Source organism: Brevibacillus choshinensis (assembly GCF_016811915.1).
Classification (GTDB): Bacteria; Bacillota; Bacilli; order Brevibacillales; family Brevibacillaceae; genus Brevibacillus; species Brevibacillus choshinensis_A.
The window spans coordinates 3015730-3033582 of record NZ_CP069127.1 but is presented as its reverse complement, the minus strand read 5'-3'; the positions used below and the strand labels follow the sequence as shown (position 1 = coordinate 3033582).

14 protein-coding genes and 1 pseudogene are annotated in these 17853 nt (G+C 50.2%); 14 read left to right on the top strand and 1 reads right to left on the bottom strand.

What is annotated here, in order from left to right; all coding sequences use genetic code 11:
* Positions 1–68: 68 nt before the first annotated feature.
* From JNE38_RS15280 to JNE38_RS15245, 8 genes are all read left to right on the top strand, one after another.
* Complete coding sequence (locus JNE38_RS15280) at positions 69–1292, top strand: D-alanyl-D-alanine carboxypeptidase family protein (protein ID WP_203357321.1); 1224 nt, start codon at positions 69–71, stop codon at positions 1290–1292.
* Positions 1293–1426: 134 nt separating this feature from the next.
* On the top strand, positions 1427–2284 hold the full coding sequence (locus JNE38_RS15275) for a glycosyltransferase family 2 protein (protein ID WP_203357320.1): 858 nt from the start codon (positions 1427–1429) through the stop codon (positions 2282–2284).
* Positions 2238–3008 carry a glycosyltransferase family 2 protein gene (locus tag JNE38_RS15270; protein ID WP_203357832.1) on the top strand — a complete coding sequence of 257 codons (771 nt, stop codon included), beginning with the start codon at positions 2238–2240 and terminating at the stop codon, positions 3006–3008. The genes JNE38_RS15275 and JNE38_RS15270 overlap by 47 nt, the downstream gene beginning before the upstream one ends.
* A gap of 164 nt (positions 3009–3172) precedes the next feature.
* Positions 3173–3880: a purine-nucleoside phosphorylase gene (gene deoD / locus JNE38_RS15265; protein ID WP_203357319.1), complete on the top strand. Its 708-nt coding sequence runs from the start codon at positions 3173–3175 to the stop codon at positions 3878–3880.
* 271 nt (positions 3881–4151) lie between these two features.
* Positions 4152–4982 (top strand): MIP/aquaporin family protein, encoded by an 831-nt coding sequence (locus JNE38_RS15260; protein ID WP_203357318.1) that lies wholly within the window; start codon positions 4152–4154, stop codon positions 4980–4982.
* Positions 4983–5081: 99 nt separating this feature from the next.
* The gene (glpK, locus tag JNE38_RS15255; protein ID WP_203357317.1) at positions 5082–6581 is read left to right on the top strand and encodes a glycerol kinase GlpK; all 1500 of its coding nucleotides are present in this window, start codon (positions 5082–5084) and stop codon (positions 6579–6581) included.
* Positions 6582–6732: 151 nt separating this feature from the next.
* Positions 6733–8394: a glycerol-3-phosphate dehydrogenase/oxidase gene (locus tag JNE38_RS15250; RefSeq protein ID WP_203357316.1), complete on the top strand. Its 1662-nt coding sequence runs from the start codon at positions 6733–6735 to the stop codon at positions 8392–8394.
* Between the two features lie 13 nt (positions 8395–8407).
* Positions 8408–8968, top strand: coding sequence for a glycerol-3-phosphate responsive antiterminator (locus JNE38_RS15245; protein ID WP_203357315.1), 561 nt, complete (start codon positions 8408–8410; stop codon positions 8966–8968).
* Between the two features lie 63 nt (positions 8969–9031).
* On the opposite strand, the gene JNE38_RS15240 is transcribed toward JNE38_RS15245, so the two are convergent.
* Complete coding sequence (locus JNE38_RS15240) at positions 9032–10228, bottom strand: alpha/beta hydrolase family protein (protein ID WP_203357314.1); 1197 nt, start codon at positions 10226–10228, stop codon at positions 9032–9034.
* A 212-nt stretch (positions 10229–10440) separates the two neighbouring features.
* Between JNE38_RS15240 and JNE38_RS15235 the strand changes: the two genes are divergently transcribed.
* The 6 genes and pseudogenes from JNE38_RS15235 to JNE38_RS15210 all read left to right on the top strand — a co-directional run.
* Complete coding sequence (locus JNE38_RS15235) at positions 10441–10983, top strand: PadR family transcriptional regulator (RefSeq protein WP_203357313.1); 543 nt, start codon at positions 10441–10443, stop codon at positions 10981–10983.
* Positions 10984–11030: 47 nt separating this feature from the next.
* Positions 11031–13286, top strand: a complete 2256-nt coding sequence (locus JNE38_RS15230; protein ID WP_203357312.1) for an ATP-binding cassette domain-containing protein — start codon at positions 11031–11033, stop codon at positions 13284–13286.
* A gap of 256 nt (positions 13287–13542) precedes the next feature.
* Positions 13543–14967, top strand: coding sequence for a PQQ-dependent sugar dehydrogenase (locus tag JNE38_RS15225; RefSeq protein ID WP_203357311.1), 1425 nt, complete (start codon positions 13543–13545; stop codon positions 14965–14967).
* A 31-nt stretch (positions 14968–14998) separates the two neighbouring features.
* Positions 14999–16261 (top strand): aminopeptidase P family protein, encoded by a 1263-nt coding sequence (locus JNE38_RS15220; protein ID WP_203357310.1) that lies wholly within the window; start codon positions 14999–15001, stop codon positions 16259–16261.
* Between the two features lie 165 nt (positions 16262–16426).
* Complete coding sequence (locus tag JNE38_RS15215) at positions 16427–17614, top strand: NAD(P)/FAD-dependent oxidoreductase (RefSeq protein WP_203357309.1); 1188 nt, start codon at positions 16427–16429, stop codon at positions 17612–17614.
* Positions 17615–17672: 58 nt separating this feature from the next.
* Positions 17673–17849, top strand: a pseudogene (locus JNE38_RS15210) (sigma factor); the annotation flags it as partial.
* Positions 17850–17853 lie beyond the last annotated feature (4 nt).

Genomic DNA, 17853 nt, shown 5'->3' with positions numbered 1-17853 from the left:
GGAAAGATAGTTAGGAGCTTAAGCCACATGTAAAAGCGCGATAAAGTATGGAAAGGATATAGACTAACATGCGTTTTCTTCTCACGTACCTTCTCGTTGTGGTCACGGCTCTTTGGAGCCCTGGCATACCTAAGGCCTATACTGAAGATGCGTCAACACTTTCACCTGATGCACTGAGCGGAGAGTCAGCGATTTTGATTGATGCGACAACCGGACAAGTCCTGTTTGAAAAGAACCCTCATGAAAAGCTGTATCCAGCAAGTATCACGAAGATTGCAACCGGTATCTATGCGATCGAAAAAGGGAATCCTGACGATATTGTCACCGTCTCCAAAAAGGCAAGATATGAAGAAGGAACTCGCGTATACCTGGGAGAAGGCGAGCAGGTTCCGTTGCGCAAACTGGAATACGGACTTCTGATGCATTCAGGAAACGATGCGGCGACTGCCATTGCAGAGCACATGAGCCAGACCACCGAACATTTTGCAGAAGAGCTGAATGCCTATTTGCAGGAAAAGGTAGGCGTAACAGAGACGCATTTCGCGAACGCCCACGGCCTGCACGATCCGAATCATTACACCACAGCTTCCGATATGGCGAAAATTGCACGTTATGCGATGACGAATCCCATCTTTCGAGAAATTGTAGGGACGAATCGGCTGCCTTGGGACGGAAAGGAATGGAAGTCCGAGCTGATTAACCACAATAAATTGCTGCGTGACTACGAAGGCGCGACCGGGATTAAAAACGGATTTACCGATCAAGCCATGCATACACTCGTCGGTTCTGCCAAGCGGGGGAATACGGAGTTCATTGCCGTGACCATGAAAGCTGGAGCAAGTGCATATGCCTACAAAGATGTCACAAAGATGCTCGACTACGGGTTTGCTCATTTTGAGACCAAGGAAGTGGCGCCTTCGGGTAAAGCGTATACGCAGGCAGCCGTGCCAGGAAACGATGCTGTGATTACGTATACGACAGTGGACAAGCTGTTTGCGACCGCTCCGATAGGGACAGAGCCACTTGTCGAGCTAACGGATGACGGTCATTTGTCTGTTCAAGCAGGCGATCTACAAATCACCTATCCGCTGCTTCGCCATGATCCTCCGCCTGGCCCGGAGCAGGAACGAACCTCAGCAACCGCCCAAGCAATGAGAGAGCATCCCGTTGTGGAATATGGGTTGTTGTTTGTATGGCTCGGATTGAATCTTTTCATGCTCGCCTATACGGTGAGCCGTTCTCGTCGGATCAAGCGAGTTCGCAGTCGTGATTGGCAGCGGCGCGCATATTGAAAAATGGGTTGAACACAGGATTGAGGATATAGCCTTGATCCTGTGTTTTTTTGTGCTGGAGTAGCCGTGTCCACTTGAATTCCACCTGCGTACCCTATGGAGGAGTAGGATATTCCGCCGAGGGGGGAATGGAGATGGACAACTTTCTAGTCGAACGCCCCGAGGTGTCCGTCGTCATTCCACTAAACGAAGATACCAACGTGCTTCGGCAATTACTTGAGAACATCAAGCAGTTGAACCTCACTGCAGAAGTCATTGTCGTTTGCCCTGCCAGTGCACGGATTTCAGTACCGCAAGCGCATTCCTCTTGGGTACATGTCATCCCGACAGACTCCTCTCAAACCTACGATGATAGCAGAGCTCAGGGAGCCTACCATGCAAAAGGTGATGTGGTACTCTTTCTGGATGAAAGAGCGATCGTCGCCCCTGCCCTCTTGAAAAAGTATGTTACGGACATACAAAACGGTGCGGACATTGTTTTGACCGGAGCCGAACCCGTCCGTGCGAATAAAAGGCTGAACCCACCGCGTAACGCCTATCGTTTGCTGAATCATTTGCTCGGACTCCATGAGCTGGGGAGCAGTACGATGTCTAAAATTCCATACGCCTGCAATCGCAAAGCACTGGAGATCCTCGGTCATGACGGATTGAGAACGCCTCCTCTCGGTTTGGTGAGAGCGGTAGAGGCAAAGCTCAAGATCGTGAAGGTCTCTCCATTGCCGGCCATCGCGTGGAGCCGGGATTTGCAAGGAATCGGTAAAAAAGGGACACGGCAAATCTTGCAGGACCATGCCATAGCCATACAATCCATCCTGCAAGTGGTTGGCAAACGTGGCGGCTTGCCCGATGGAGAGAGGTATCGTGGCCTATTGAAGGTGCCCGGACAGCTTCACCTGCGATCCGCCTTTTACCCGCAGCCCAAGGATGATAGAGGGGGGAAATGGGGTGCCAAGCAAAAAAAGAAACGGACCCATGTCCGCAAAAAAAAGTAAAGGTGTACCGTTTAGCCACCGCATGGAAAATCGGAGTCGGTTAAGCGTGATCATCTCCGTTCAGCAAGACGAAAAAACGATCAGGCAAGTGATTCGGCAAGTGGAGCGGTTACTCCCGAAAGAGATTGTGATCATCATGCATGGGAGTCAAGATCACTCGGTCGACATTGTCTTGCAATCTACACTGTATGACCGAACCTGCCTGATCTACCCCTTCCCTTTGGGGGACGACCTATGGCGCTCTATCGGAGCGAAGGAAGTGACAGGAGATGTCTGGCTGTTTCTTTCGGGGGATTGGGTCATTCAAGCGGAAGATCTGGTGCCATTTGTCCGCGCGTGTTATCAAGGTATCGATATAGCCTTGCGCAAGGAAGAAGCCCCCAACGTTTTGCCTGGCACCGTCACGCTCGCCAAATCGTACATCAACAGCTTATTGGATCAAAAGCAGCTGGGTCTGTCATCGATGTGTGAGCTTCCGCTGGCCATTACAAAGCATGCAGCGAACAGCATTGGTCTGGATCATTTGTTTACACCCCCGCTTGCGCAAGTCATCGCGATCGAAAAGGGGCTACGAATAGAGACTGTCCAGCATTTCTTGAAAGAAGCCAATCAAGGAAGGCAGAAAGGGCGCGATTCCCAGAGCCGGATGAGGCAATTGACTAGTCTGGGAGATCATATGGAAGCAGTCGCGTATTGGAATGAGAGGGATAAAACAGGTCAATAAAAAAGAAAATAGAGAGGGATTCGCTGGAGGAGACGTGCAACTTGTGCAGCTATTGTTTCCTCCGTGTTTATTTTCCGACGCTTCTCCGTCCCTTTGCAATGTTCGTGTTTTGTAGTACCATAACATGGTAAGTCATTTTTGGATAGTAAAGGAGCCATTATTCCATGAGTATTCATATCGGAGCAAAGCCAGGGGCGATTGCTGAAACGATTCTATTGCCAGGTGATCCGTTGCGTGCAAAATATATTGCAGAGACTTTCCTTGAAGGAGCAGAATGCTATAACAATGTCCGCGGCATGCTGGGCTATACAGGTACATATAAAGGGAAACGAGTTTCTGTGCAAGGGACAGGCATGGGGGTGCCTTCCATCTCTATCTATGTCAATGAACTGATGCAATCCTACGATGTGCAAAATTTGATCCGCGTCGGTACCTGCGGCGCGATCCAGGAAGATATCAAAGTGCGCGACGTCATCATTGCGATGAGTGCGTCCTCAGATTCCCAAACCAATCGCCTGCTGTTCAATCAGATTGATTTCGCACCTACGGCAAGCTTTGAACTGCTTCATAAAGCCTACCAGGTGGCAACCGAACGCAATTTGTCCGTCAAAGTAGGGAACATCTTTACGAGTGACAGCTTTTATCGCGAGAGCATGGATCTGTATAAAAAGCTCGCTGGGTATCAAGTTCTGGCAGTCGAAATGGAATCTTCCGCGCTCTATACGCTGGCTGCCAAATACAAGCGCAATGCCCTTTCCATTCTCACCGTCAGCGATCATATCCTGACAGGAGAAGAAACTTCCTCGGAAGAACGTCAAACTACATTCAATGAGATGATCGAAGTGGCGCTGGATTCTGCTCTGCTGAAGTAATTTCGAGGATAAAAAGGAACTTCTTGACAGCCCCTGATCCAAGGCGATATAGTAGGTCCTAAGTTAATAGCGCTGTGGAGATGTGGAGACCAGCTAATATTTGCAAGCAGGAATCTTCGGCTTTCGGTTTGCGAGTATTAGCTTTTTTGTTTTCATCACAGGACGAAAGGAGGCGAAAAAACGGTAAGCGCTTTATAGCCGTCGGTGCACTTGTCCACAGGATGAGACAAATTTAGCGTGCGATTCGTCATGAAAAAGGGGGAAATGGGATATGTCTGTTTATGTAGCCGAGATGGTCGGGACCATGATTCTGATCATATTGGGAGCGGGTGTCTGCGCAGGGCAAAATTTAAAGAAAGCGTACTCGCAAAACGGCGGCTGGATCGTCATCACAATGGGATGGGGCCTCGGGGTCGCATGCGGAGCCTATGCGGTCGGCAGCATCAGCGGCGCGCATCTCAATCCTGCTTTGACGATTGCCTTGGCTTGCATCGGGCAATTTCCCTGGGAGCATGTGCCTGGTTACATCGCATCGCAAGTGATGGGAGCGTTCATGGGTGCGACGTTTGTATGGCTGTTCTACTATCCTCACTGGAGAGCAACGGATGATGCCGGCGCAAAACTGGGTGTCTTTTCGACAGGTCCTGCGATTCCCCATACAGTTGCCAACTTGTTTAGTGAAATTCTCGGTACATTCTTCCTCGTGTTGGGACTGCTGACGATTGGGGCAAACAAATTTGCGGAAGGCATCAATCCCTTTGTCGTCGGTTTTCTGATCGTTGCTATCGGATTATCGTTGGGTGGAACGACTGGCTATGCAATCAATCCCGCTCGCGACCTCGGTCCTCGACTTGCACACGCACTGCTGCCGATTCACGGGAAAGGCGATTCCGATTGGGGGTATGCCTGGATCCCTGTCGTAGGACCGATTCTTGGTGCCATCTGCGGAGCATTCTTTTACAAATGGACATTCACGGATCATTCGTACACAGGTGTGATCGGCTTGATCGTATTCCTGGTGATTGGCATCGTCATCGGAAAATGGAGCTCGAGCACGGAGTCTGGAAAAGCAGCACCCAGCTCGCATGCCGTACAAAGGTAGGCTGGTCGTGGCTTAGATTTTATCGGCAAGCAGGGATTTCCCCGATTCAGGCATAAATAAGAAGAATCCGATATGGGAACGTGAGGAGGAGCGGTGCAGATGGAACAAAAATACATGCTCTCGTTAGATCAGGGAACGACCAGTTCCCGGGCGATTCTGTTCGATAAATCAGGGGCGATCATCGGCGTCGCACAAAAGGAATTTACTCAGATGTACCCGAAGCCAGGCTGGGTCGAGCATGATGCCGAAGAGATTTGGGAATCGCAGCTGGAGGTTTTGAAAGCGGTATTATTGGAGAATCACGTAAAGCCCGAGCAGATCGCAGGAATCGGGATTACGAACCAACGGGAAACAACCGTCATCTGGGACAAAAATACAGGGAAGCCCGTGTACAATGCGATCGTGTGGCAAAGCCGGCAGACCATCGAGATCTGCAATCAGCTAAAGGAGCAGGGCTATGAGCAAACGGTCCGGGAGAAGACGGGACTATTGATCGACGCTTATTTTTCGGGGACCAAGGTGACGTGGATTCTCGATCATGTCGCAGGTGCGAGGGAGAGGGCGGAGAGAGGGGAACTGTTGTTTGGTACGATCGATACCTGGTTAATCTGGAAACTGACCAACGGAAAGGTACACGTCACGGACTACTCCAATGCTTCACGTACCTTGATGTACAACATCCACACGCTCGAATGGGATTCAGAACTGCTGCAAATGCTGCGAGTCCCGTCTCAAATTTTGCCGGAAGTGCGTCCATCCAGCGAGCTTTACGGCTACACGGATGAAAGGATATTCAGCTCTCCCATCCCGATCGCCGGTATCGCAGGAGACCAACAGGCAGCCCTCTTCGGTCAGGCTTGCTTCACGGAAGGCTCGGCGAAAAATACGTACGGAACAGGCTGCTTCATGCTCATGAACACGGGAGAGAAAGCAGTCGCCTCACAAAATGGACTTCTGACCACGATCGCCTGGGGTGTAGACGGCAAGGTGGAATATGCCCTGGAGGGAAGTATTTTTGTAGCAGGTGCCGCGATTCAATGGCTGCGAGACGGACTCAAGCTAATCCGCAATGCGGCAGAATCAGAAAAGCATGCGACAGCTGTCGATAGCACAGACGGCGTTTACCTCGTTCCTGCTTTTGTGGGGCTGGGTGCGCCGTATTGGGATATGGAAGCCAGGGGAGCTATTTTCGGACTCACTCGCGGTACGACAGAAGACCATCTCATCCGTGCTGCACTGGAATCGCTCGCCTACCAGACGCGAGATGTCTTGGAAGCGATGGAAGCCGATTCTGGGATCAAGCTGCAGAAGCTTGCAGTCGATGGCGGCGCTGTAGCCAACAACTTCTTGATGCAGTTCCAATCGGATCTGCTGGGTACGGTTGTCGAGCGTCCGCGTGTCAATGAAACCACGGCACTGGGAGCTGCTTATTTGGCCGGCCTTGTCGTCGAGTACTGGAATAGCAAGGAGGACATCGTCACAAACAAGGTCGTCGAGCGCTCTTTTGAGCCCAAGATGCCAGAAGAGAGGCGTCAAGATCTCTACGAAGGTTGGAAGCAAGCGGTTCAAGCGACGATGGGCTACAAGATTGGGCATTGATTTTTACAGGTATCCGGAATAAAGTAAAGATAAGTTAATGATGCGGTGGAGACATGGGAGACAGCCGGTATCGAAAGGGCAAAGGCAGATGCGTTGCTTCTTTTGAATCTGGGCTGTCTTTGTTTTTTTAGCAGAAAGGATGGACGGTATCATGAATGCAGATTTGACATTGTCCGCTCTTCAGCGATCTCATTACCTGGATCAGCTGGCTGCAAAACGCATGGACCTGTTGATCATCGGCGGTGGAGTGACGGGAGCTGGGATCGCACTGGATGCGGCTTCACGCGGGCTCACAGTCGGGTTGATTGAAAAACAGGATTTTGCAGCTGGGACGAGTAGTCGCTCGACTAAACTGGTGCATGGCGGCTTGCGGTATTTAAAGCAAGGCGATGTCAAGCTTGTGCAGGAGGTGGGCAGGGAGCGGACGATCCTTTATCGCAATGCGCCTCACATCGTCATACCCGAGAAAATGATCCTACCTATCGTCGAAAAGGGAACCTATGGGAAGCTGGCCACCTCCATCGGGCTTTACGTCTACGACCTTTTGGCGGGAGTAAAGCGAAAGGAACGGCGCATCATGCTTTCCAAAAAGCGGACGATCAAGACCGAACCCCTCCTGCGTACGGATATCCTCAAAGGAAGCGGACTGTACTACGAATATCGGACGGATGATGCGCGGCTGACGATTGAGGTCATGAAAACTGCTCGTACTTTTGGAGCTTGCTGCGTAAATTATACAGAGGCGACGGATTTTGTGTATGAAAATGGGCGGGTATCCGGTGTAAAGGGAAGAGATCGCGTAACGGGCAAAGAGTATCTCTTTTCAGCCAAGAAAATCGTCAACGCAGCAGGTCCGTGGGTAGATCTGCTCCGCGACAAAGATCAATCCTTGTTTGGCAAGCGGCTGCATCTCACCAAAGGCGTTCATCTGGTCGTTCCCCACGAACGTCTGCCTCTCAAGCAAGCGGTATACTTTGACGTGGCAGACAAACGGATGATTTTTGCCATCCCGCGCGGCAAGACCACGTATATCGGCACCACAGATACGAACTATCAGGGAGAGCTGGAGAGGCCGCTGGTTACTCGCGAGGATGTTTCCTACTTGCTGAAAGCGACGAATGAGATGTTTCCCAGCGTGAAACTGACTGAGGCTGACATTTCCTCCAGTTGGGCGGGCCTGAGACCGTTGATCCACGAAGACGGGAAGTCGCCGTCCGAGCTTTCCCGCAAAGACGAGGTTTTTCATTCATCGAGCGGATTGATTACGATTGCGGGAGGCAAATTAACGGGCTTCCGAAAGATGGCCGAGCGTGTCGTCGACCTCGTGTCGAAGGAATTGACTCAGGAAGAAGGGAGAAGATTCAAACCGTGCCATACGGATCAGATCGTGCTGGCAGGCGGTGATTTTCCATCAAGAAAAGCGATTGCAGACTTTATCGTTGTTCAATCACAAAAAGCCCGGGCATTTGGCGGAACCGAAGAGCGAGTGGCAGAGCTTGTCTGGAAATATGGGAGAAACACCGAGAGTATCGTAGAGACAGCTATCGAACTGATGAAGCTGGGAGCGATAACGGAGAATGCATGGGTCCTCGCCGAACTTCGCTACGGAATGCAGGAAGAAATGGTCGTGACTCTACGCGATTTTCTGATCAGACGCTCCGGAAGACTGTTTTTCGATCGCGATTCCATCGGGAGTATGTATCCAATCGTAGCAGATGAATTGGCCCGAACATTGAAATGGTCCTCAGCTGAAAAACAACGTGAAATTCAGGCATTCGAAGAGGAATATCATCAGGCAAAATCATTTCGCTAGGAGTGAACCTTTGTTGGCAAAGCAATTTGATCAACGTATCCTGCCCGCTGTCCGGAACCTGAAGGAATTTGATGAACTGATGGAATCTTGCTACGAGCGCATCATTTTACTGCACGCGCATATTGCTCAGGTAAAGTCTTTGGGAAGCCGCGCTCGCACTTTTGGAAAGAAGCTGCTCATGCATGCGGATCTCATCGACGGGTTAAAATCGGATGAGTATGCCATCGAATATTTGGCTCAAGAAGTCAAGCCGGAAGGGATTATTACGACGCGAAACAGCGTGATCCTGGCAGAGAAGAAAAAAGGATTGGTATTCATCCAGCGTCTCTTTTTAATCGACACAATGGCTTTGGAAAGCAGCTTATCCCAATTGGAGAGGACAAAACCGGATTACGTCGAAGTGCTGCCGGGTGTCGTACCGTACTTGATCGAGGAAATTACGAAGCGGACACAAATTCCTGTCATAGCAGGGGGGTTCATCCGGTCCATCGAGGATGTCAATCGCGCTATCGAAGCGGGCGCCCGTTCCGTCACGACTTCCACTAAGGATGTATGGTCGACTGCAAGACGGTAAAGAACGAATGCCTGACACTTCTTCCGTGTGAAGAATGCCAGGCATTTTTGATGGGTTTTTTGCTTATTCCCGTACGACAGCCATGACCTCATCCAACCATTCAAACAGGCGTTGATGAAAGTGCACGAGCGCTCCGAATTGGCAATGCTCCTCGGCGCTTTCTTCGGATGAAAACAGCATGAATGTCTTGGGGCAAGTCAACGCGTCGTAGAGCATTTTTGGCTGGCCGGCAAAGAAGTGATCCGCCTCCGCCTCGCAAACGAGTGTCGGGCATTGGATCTTTTGTGCTACTCCTTCCAATGTATACGGCTGCGTTTTTTCAATGAGGTCATGAATCGAAGCAGCCTGGTAGGTAAACATCCCATTTTCAATCGCCCAACGCACATTTGTACTCTTATCCATCAACGAACGAATAAAGGCTTCTACGTATTGCGTATCTTGCAAATCTTCAGGTTTCCCTCTGTGCAGCTTTTTCCCCATCTCTCCAAATTGGTTGGAAAATAAACCGTCGTTTGCGATGCAGGCAGCGAGTCGGTGCTCAAAGGCCGCTGCGCGAGGTGACAAATAGCCTCCCAAACTGATGCCCATCAACGCCAATCGGAGCGGATCGACCTCAGGACGCGCCAGCATGTAGTCCACTACAGGTGTAACGACCCTCTCCCAATCATGTCGAAAGGGAATCCGTTGTTCGCGAATAACTGCGCCCTGGCCTGGGCCCTCGAAGGTGAGGCAATGATAGCCACGCTGCAAGGCAGCTGCAGCCCCGCCAAAATAGAGCTCTTCACCCGTAGAATCAAAGCCTCCATGAATGAGCAAGGTCGGTCGCGGCGAGTCGTCCAGACGATAGAAATAACCCGGCAAAAAAGTTCCTTCATAAGGGATCTGCACTTCTTCCACGATGAAGTCCATCCGTTTGATCGCCTCACGAAAGGCACTTCGGCTTTTTCCCCACGTCTCCATCATGCGCGGGTCATCTGGATCACCGTGCAGGAAAAATTCTGCGGTACGATAATAATTGTGGGCACGCAAGTAATTTTCACGCGCACTCATCCATTGCCCGCACCGTTTATTCTGCTCGGCACGTGAATGAATACGCTCTGCTGTCCTATACCATTCCCTGTACCAGCTATCGAAATCTCCTTCCTTGATCCGGTAGGCAGTCGTCAAGCATTCCCCGATATCGGCACCTCCATAAGGTGCGTAGCTCAATGCACGCAAAAGCTCAAAAGAAAAGGTCTGGTCTTCAAATACGATGCGCATCACGATTCCTCCGTTTGTGTGAAATGATAGGTTAAAATGAACCTAAGTCAAGATGATCCTAAACCAAAATAAACCAAAAAGAACTCGCCGTCAATCTTGAATTTAGGTTAAAATGAACCTATCTTTTTGAAGGCGATTGTAAATCCAGATGCACCGTACTATATTAAAATTGACTTATGCTGCGATGTGCGATTGAAAAGGGAGTTGTTTTTGTGAGTTCCATTCGTTATGCCTTATTGTCGTTGCTGGCGAGAGAGCCTTTATCCGGGTACGATATCAAACTGCAGATGAACAATCGACTGGGGCCATTTTGGAAAGCGGGAAGCAATCAAGTGTATCCCGAAATGGCCAAAATGGAGGCAGAAGGGCTGATTGAATTGCAAGCGGTCGAGCAAAATACATACCGCCCAGCTAGAAAAGTTTATGAGATTACGGAGGCGGGGAGAGATGTGCTTCGAAAATGGACATTGGAAGCGGGAGAGCTGGAGAAGGTTCGCGATGATTTTTTGCTGAAGGTTTACAATTCCTGGATGGTCGATCCTGTGACGATGAGCAAGCGTATTGAGGAAATCAAGAAACAGCATGAGGAGAGGTTGGCTGCGTACGAGGAGAAAATAGCGGAACTGAATCGTTTGGTGGATCAAGCGAATGGGAATAATCCGCTGCTGTCGAGTATTTCGGTTGTGGAATTTGGTGTTCAGTATGAGCGTTTATATATCGAGTGGTGCGATCAGTTGATCAGCAAATCGAAGTAGCATTTCCAATGCGTAAAGAAGTTAACACGGACGAAAGGGTGTTACTTATGAGCGAATTCAGTCAGGAGTATATCGTCATCTCGGGTGCGAGGGAAAACAATCTCAAAAACGTATCCTTGCGCATTCCCAAACGGAAGATCACGATCTTCACCGGAGTGTCCGGTTCTGGCAAGTCATCGATTGTCTTCGATACGATCGCTGCAGAATCAACGCGTTTGCTGAATGAGAACTTCAGCATGTTCGTGCGCACGTTCCTGCCTCGCTACCCGCAGCCGGATACGGACGCGATCGAGAATCTGAGCATGGCTGTTATTGTGGATCAGAAGCGTCTGGGCGGCGGTTCCCACTCCACGATGGGGACCATTACCGATATTTCTCCCATTCTCCGTCTACTCTTCTCCCGAGTGGGTCAACCCTCTATTGGACAAGCGAATAGGTTCTCGTTTAACGATCCTCAAGGCATGTGTCCCGAATGTAACGGAATTGGCCGCAAATTAGGTGTCGACGTGAGCAAGGCGCTGGACATGTCAAAGTCATTGAATGAAGGGGCAATCACGCTGCCGGACTATAAGGTAGACAGCTGGGATTGGACGATGATCGTGCAGTCGGGGTCCTTCGATCCAGATAAAAAGCTGAGCGATTATTCGGATGAGGAGCTGGAGCTGCTGCTGCATGGCAAGGCGAGGAAAGTGAAGATGGATTTCGTCGGGAAAGCAACAAATATTACCGTGGAAGGCGTTATCGAGAAGTTCACGAACAAGTACATCAAACAGGATGTGAAGACGAAGTCCGAGCGCACCCAAAAAGCAGTTGCACCCTACATCACCGAAGGTCCCTGTCCCTGCTGCCGAGGCGCGAGACTCAGTCCGGCTGCGCTCAGCTGCAGGATCGATGGATTCAACATTGCTGAGCTGTCCTCCATGGAGGTGGGACGACTCATTCGCGTCATACGTGAAATTGGCGATCCTGTCGCGGCTCCGATCGTCAAGTCGTTAACAGAGCGTTTGCAGCATCTGGTAGATATCGGACTTGACTACTTGACACTGGACCGGGAGACGGATACCTTGTCCGGCGGCGAGTCGCAGCGCGTCAAGATGGTGAAGCATTTGAGCGGCAGTCTGGTGGATGTCACATACATCTTCGACGAACCAAGCGTCGGCTTGCACCCCCGTGACGTGCATCGGTTAAATGGATTGCTTCAGAAGCTGCGCGACAAGGGCAATACCGTGATTGTCGTCGAGCATGATCCCGATGTCATCAAGGTGGCGGATCATATCGTCGACGTCGGGCCCCACGCCGTCAGCCGCGGTGGTACCATCGTGTATGAAGGAAGCTTCCAAGGTCTGCTTGAGGCAGGCACTCTGACCGGCACCCATATGAAGCGGCCGCTCCATCTGAAGCAAGATTGCAGGCGACCATCCGGCAAGCTGTCCATCAAGAATGCTACCCTGCACAATCTGCAGAACGTCAGTGTAGACATTCCTGCCGGAGTGCTGACAGTCGTCACGGGTGTCGCTGGGTCGGGTAAGAGTACGTTAATTAACGAAGTGTTCCTCAGCCAGCATCCGGATGCGATCGTCATCGACCAATCAGCAGTAGGGGTGTCGACACGCTCGAATCCTGCCACCTACACGGGTATGATGGATGATGTGCGCAAGGCGTTTGCTACCGCGAACAAAGTGGGCCAAGGCTTGTTCAGCTTCAACTCCAAAGGGGCTTGCGAGAACTGCCAAGGGCTGGGTGTTGTGTATACGGACCTTGCATTTCTCGACAGTGTGAAGCTGCCATGCGAAGTATGCGGAGGTAAACGGTTCAAGGAAGAGGTGCTCGCGTACAAGCTGAACGGCAAATCCATTGCTGAAGTGCTGGAGATGACTGTGGAGCAGGCATTGGGATTTTTTCAGCTAAAAGAAGTTGTGCGAAAGCTCCAGGCGATGAGTGATGTGGGGCTGAACTATATTACACTCGGCCAGCCGCTCAGCACACTCTCCGGCGGTGAATGCCAGCGCATCAAGCTGGCAAGCGAGCTGTATAAAAAAGGCAGCATTTACGTGATGGACGAGCCGACGACCGGCCTGCATATGTCAGATATCGGTCATCTTCTGGAGATCATGAACCGCCTCGTGGATGCCGGCAATACGGTGATCGTCATCGAGCACAACCTCGATGTGATCAGCCAAGCGGATTGGATCATCGATATGGGTCCGGATGGGGGCAGCAAGGGCGGCCAGGTGGTTTTCGAGGGCACACCTTCACAGATCATCCAGGCAGAGCAGTCGATCACAGGAAGATACTTGAAGTAATGCATCAAATCCGCATAAATGGTACGTAACGTTTGCGAAACCAGGGCTGCCGGCAGAATCGGCGGCCTTTCACTTTTATTCCGCGCTTCAGACTTTTCGAAATCGATTGACAAAAACAAAGATCAATGCAGAAGATAGGAGAGAGAAAGGGAAACTGGGGTTTCGAATAGATGGAGTAAGGATGTGGCCGGTACTACGGGCATAGTGCCTATCATATTCTTAAAGAAGAAACAAGAGGAGGGAGCGCGATAATCAGTTGAGAAACGTTAAGGTTCGTTTGCAACCCATTGTAGGCAAGATAAACATGCCCACTGTTTTGAAAACAGCCGTACTTCCAGGAGATTCAAGTGAAAGTTTATTTGTTGTAACTCAGGTAGGAGAGATCTTTTACATACGAGACGGAGTGTTAGGGACTTTTTTAGATATTCGCCCGCGAATCATAAAACTTGGAGCCTCTAGTGGTGGATACGATGAACGGGGGTTGCTAGGTCTAGCGTTTCATCCCCATTTTTATTACAACGGTCTTTTCTATCTTCATTTTTCAGTAGCTGGATCACAAGGACCAGGTGCCCTTACAGGTGATTTTGAATCTTTTAAGCCGAATCCGTGTGATCCTAAAACCTTACACCTAAAGTGGATGAATAGAGAAAGTCAATACGATCATATTGATACCGTTGAAGAATGGATTTTACAATCGAATGGTCAACTTCAACAACGACGGACAATCCTGAACATAAGAAGACCATTTTTAAATCATAATGGTGTCAATAGCTTAAACTTTTCACCTGAAACAGGAAAACTTGTTTTAACAACCGGAGATGGTGGATCAGGCTACGATCCATTTAACTTAAGTCAGAATGATATGGAAATCGCAGGAAAAGTGATAGAAATCGATGTAGATGCGAATGCATGGATTCATAATCCACCCGTCGTGACACGTTTTGATGAGCTTCCTGTACCGATTCAAGAGACGCTTACGGTAATTGCCAAAGGGGTCCGCAATATTCCAGGCATTTCATATCAAAGGTTCTACGATCAATATATCAAGTATGTGGGGATTGTCGGACAGGATTTGGTAGAGTCGATTTTTTCATTCATTCAGTATAAGCCACTACCGGTTACCCAGATTGTCCAAGCTTCCATAATGAATGCTGAACCGGATCAAGAAGGATTCGTCAACTTTGGCTGGCGAGGGTGGGAAGGTGCTTTTCCTACTTTGTTCATGAAAGGATGCTCTGCAACTCCAGCTTTGGATGAGAAAACAACTGCTTATTACGATGATGCAGTAATAACTTCCGTAAGACGCCTTCCGCCTTTAACGAGTTATTTTCATAAAGATCCTAGGCCAGATAAATTTGGCGGAACAGCACTTACAGGAGTCCAGCCCTATTTGGGGAATGGGATCCCCGATTTAACAGGGAGCATTGTGTTTACCGATCTCGCCAGGAATGAAGGATCTCGCCCACCCGTCAGAGGGGTTTTAGCTTACACCAGGATGCAAACAGACTGTAAACTAAATGATTTTCGTGTTATTGAAACCGATTATGATTTCGGCTCTCAATCAGCTTATTATGTTAGTTTGGGAACAAACCTGGATCAAACCAGACTATTTGTTGGGGTTTATGGATCTACGAAGGTGACTGATTTTAATCAGGGTACCGTTTTTGAAATTGTTCAATAGTGAAACTCACGTACAAAGGAGTAGAAAACAAATGACAATAGCCATGGATCCAAAAGAGTACATCAATCGCCGTCAAAGACTCGCGGAAAAAATGCCTGAACACAGCGTACTCGTACTATTTTCAGGGGTTGTCAAGACTCGCAGCAATGACGACAAATATCCGTTTACACCGAACCGCAACTTCTATTATCTAACGGGCATCACGCGCAGCAACCTCATTCTCATGATCACGAAACGCGCTGGCAACGTGACTGAAACGTTATTTCTCCAGCGCCCAAATGAACTGGAAGCGAAATGGACAGGAGCGGTACTATCGGATCAAGAGGCTAAAGAGAAGTCTGGTCTCGAACACTTCGAGTTTCTCGATGAGTGGCACCATTCATTTGGAACCTTTATGAGGCGCTGCGAAGGCAGGTGTTCGCTCTATCTTGACTTGTATCGCTATCAGTGGAGCGACGAGCTGACCCCTGCAGATACTTTTGCCGAAGAAGCGCAGAAGAAATACCGGACCCTGCAGATTCACGATGCGGGCCCTTGGTTGAAAGAACTGCGTATGCAAAAGAGTCCGGCAGAGATCGAAGAAATCAGAAGGGCGATTGCGATCACGGATGAAGCCATTCGGCGCATGTGGTCATATGCACGTCCTGGAATCATGGAATATGAACTAGAGGCACACTATGATTTCGCATTGAAGTCGCATGGCGTTCGCGAGCTCCCTTATTTACCCATTATTGCTAGCGGAATCAATGCTACTGTCTTGCATTATGAAGAGAATAATCAGTGTGCGAAGGATGGAGATTTGGTCCTCCTCGACCTCGGTGCAGCATCGAACTTCTATGCGGCTGACATTTCGCGAACGTTTCCAGTGAACGGTCGCTTTACAGAACGCCAGAAAGAGATCTATCAACTCGTGCTCGATGCGGAGATTAAGACCATCGAAGCAGTGAAGCCCGGTGTCACCCTCCAACAACTAAATGAAGTCACGAAACAAGTCTTGACAGATGGCCTGCTCCGTCTCGGTCTCATCCAAGAAAGCAGTGAGCTGTCCAAATACTATTATCATACCGTATCTCATCACCTTGGACTGGATACGCACGATGTCTCGGATTACAGTGCTTCCCTGCAGCCCGGCATGGTGATCACGATCGAACCAGGTTTGTACATTGAGGAAGAAGCGATTGGCATTCGGATTGAGGATGATGTGTTGGTCACATCAGACGGCTGCGAGGTGCTCTCTTCGCAGATCCCGAAGGAAATCGAAGAAGTCGAATGGTTAATCGGAAAAAAGAATTAGCGAACGCTTACGAGCGAATGGATTCTGTGTAGTCGCACGCTGCACTTCATTAAGCTGACGGGCAGATTTACTCAAAGACGAGATCATGCAAAATTCGTTTATTCCGATGTCACAAATCAGAGCCTTACATTGTTATATGTGTAAAACCTGAAGGGGCTGAGGAAAATGAACGAATTGACATGCATCATCATCGGAGGCGGCCATGCAGGGCTTCATGCGCTCAAAGCCATTAAGGAAACGACAAAGGGTATGGCAAACGGAAGGCGGATTCGATTTGTTCTGTTCGACAAGCTGCCCGGTCATGTGCGCAAAGTGCTGTTGTTCCGGCCTGCCGTTAGCGGGGAAGAGATCGTGGTTCCTTGGACGCATTGGTCTTCAGAAGGAGTCGAATTCGTGCAAGGTAATGTTACTTCCGTAGATAGCGGTGAAAAACAGATTCGATATACGGATGCAGAAGGAAATGATGCCCGAATCCATTATGATCTGTTGGTCGTGGCGGTCGGTAGCATCGTACGGCGACCGGATCCCGCTCAGGGCGGCATCGCCTTGACCGACCCGCAAGCTGCGGCGGACATCCGGGAGCGCTGGCACGCCAACCTGCGGAAGGCTGTCGGGGAGACAAATCTTGAAGAACGCAAACGCTTGCTCTCGGTCGTTGTTGCGGGAGCGGGCATCAGCGGCATCGAGACCTCCGCCGAACTGGCCCTCGCGATGCGGGATGAAGCGTCTGCGCTGGGTCTGAATCCATCCGATACCTCCGTCTATTTGCTGAATGCGCAGGAGCGGCTGTTCCCGGAAGCGCCGGAGAAAGTTGGACAGAAGTTAGAGCAGACACTTCGCGAATGCGGAGTGAAAGTGCTTCACAATCGCAAAGCGATGCGGGAGGCGGCAGGTGTGGTGACGCTCGGCAATGGCGAAAGTCTGGCGGTTGGCCTCTGTATCTGGACAATTGGTCTGATCCCGAATCCTGCCCTTCGCAGCATGAGCTTGCCGCTTACTCCAGAAGGTCAAGTGCTGGTGGATGAATGCTATCGCGTCAAAGGGGCGCCGGGCGTATACAGCATCGGGGACTGTGCGAGAATCGTCGATCCGAGAACCGGCAAGGCGGATCAGATGAGGTGCGGCGAAGGAGTGCTACAGGCGGATCGACTGGGGAAAATCGTGATTGCCGATCTGGAGGGCAGTCCCGCGCCGGCTCACAAATCGGTACCGTTGGATTTCTTCTGCATCGGCCTGGGGGAAAATCGCGCATTGGTGTGGGGACGCAAATGGGGACTTTCGATGATGATAACAGGAAAGCCCGCCTGGAAATTCAGGAATCTGGCATGGGATGCAGGGAGCATGCTTCGATAGTACCAAAAACATCAAGATTGGGAATATTTCTAACAACCCGGAAAAGGTGAGACAGCGAATGGAGGAACTGTACGATCAATACAGAGCGCTGCTGTTCACGCTGGCTTATCAGCTGACAGGCTCTGCGGCAGACGCGGAAGATGCGGTACAGGACGTGTTTATCAAGTCGTTCGACGTGCATCCTGATCGTCTGGAGAAACCGAAGGCGTATTTGTGCAAAATGGTAACTGTCCACAGCG

What these genes read in the sequence shown, in the direction of transcription:
- JNE38_RS15280 (WP_203357321.1), top strand. Translation starts at nt 69, where the DNA reads ATGCGTTTTCTTCTCACGTACCTTCTCGTTGTGGTCACGGCTCTTTGG.
- JNE38_RS15275 (WP_203357320.1), top strand. Translation starts at nt 1,427, where the DNA reads ATGGACAACTTTCTAGTCGAACGCCCCGAGGTGTCCGTCGTCATTCCA.
- deoD (WP_203357319.1), top strand. Translation starts at nt 3,173, where the DNA reads ATGAGTATTCATATCGGAGCAAAGCCAGGGGCGATTGCTGAAACGATT.
- JNE38_RS15260 (WP_203357318.1), top strand. Translation starts at nt 4,152, where the DNA reads ATGTCTGTTTATGTAGCCGAGATGGTCGGGACCATGATTCTGATCATA.
- glpK (WP_203357317.1), top strand. Translation starts at nt 5,082, where the DNA reads ATGGAACAAAAATACATGCTCTCGTTAGATCAGGGAACGACCAGTTCC.
- JNE38_RS15250 (WP_203357316.1), top strand. Translation starts at nt 6,733, where the DNA reads ATGAATGCAGATTTGACATTGTCCGCTCTTCAGCGATCTCATTACCTG.
- JNE38_RS15240 (WP_203357314.1), bottom strand. Translation starts at nt 10,228, where the DNA reads ATGCGCATCGTATTTGAAGACCAGACCTTTTCTTTTGAGCTTTTGCGT.
- JNE38_RS15230 (WP_203357312.1), top strand. Translation starts at nt 11,031, where the DNA reads ATGAGCGAATTCAGTCAGGAGTATATCGTCATCTCGGGTGCGAGGGAA.
- JNE38_RS15220 (WP_203357310.1), top strand. Translation starts at nt 14,999, where the DNA reads ATGACAATAGCCATGGATCCAAAAGAGTACATCAATCGCCGTCAAAGA.
- JNE38_RS15215 (WP_203357309.1), top strand. Translation starts at nt 16,427, where the DNA reads ATGAACGAATTGACATGCATCATCATCGGAGGCGGCCATGCAGGGCTT.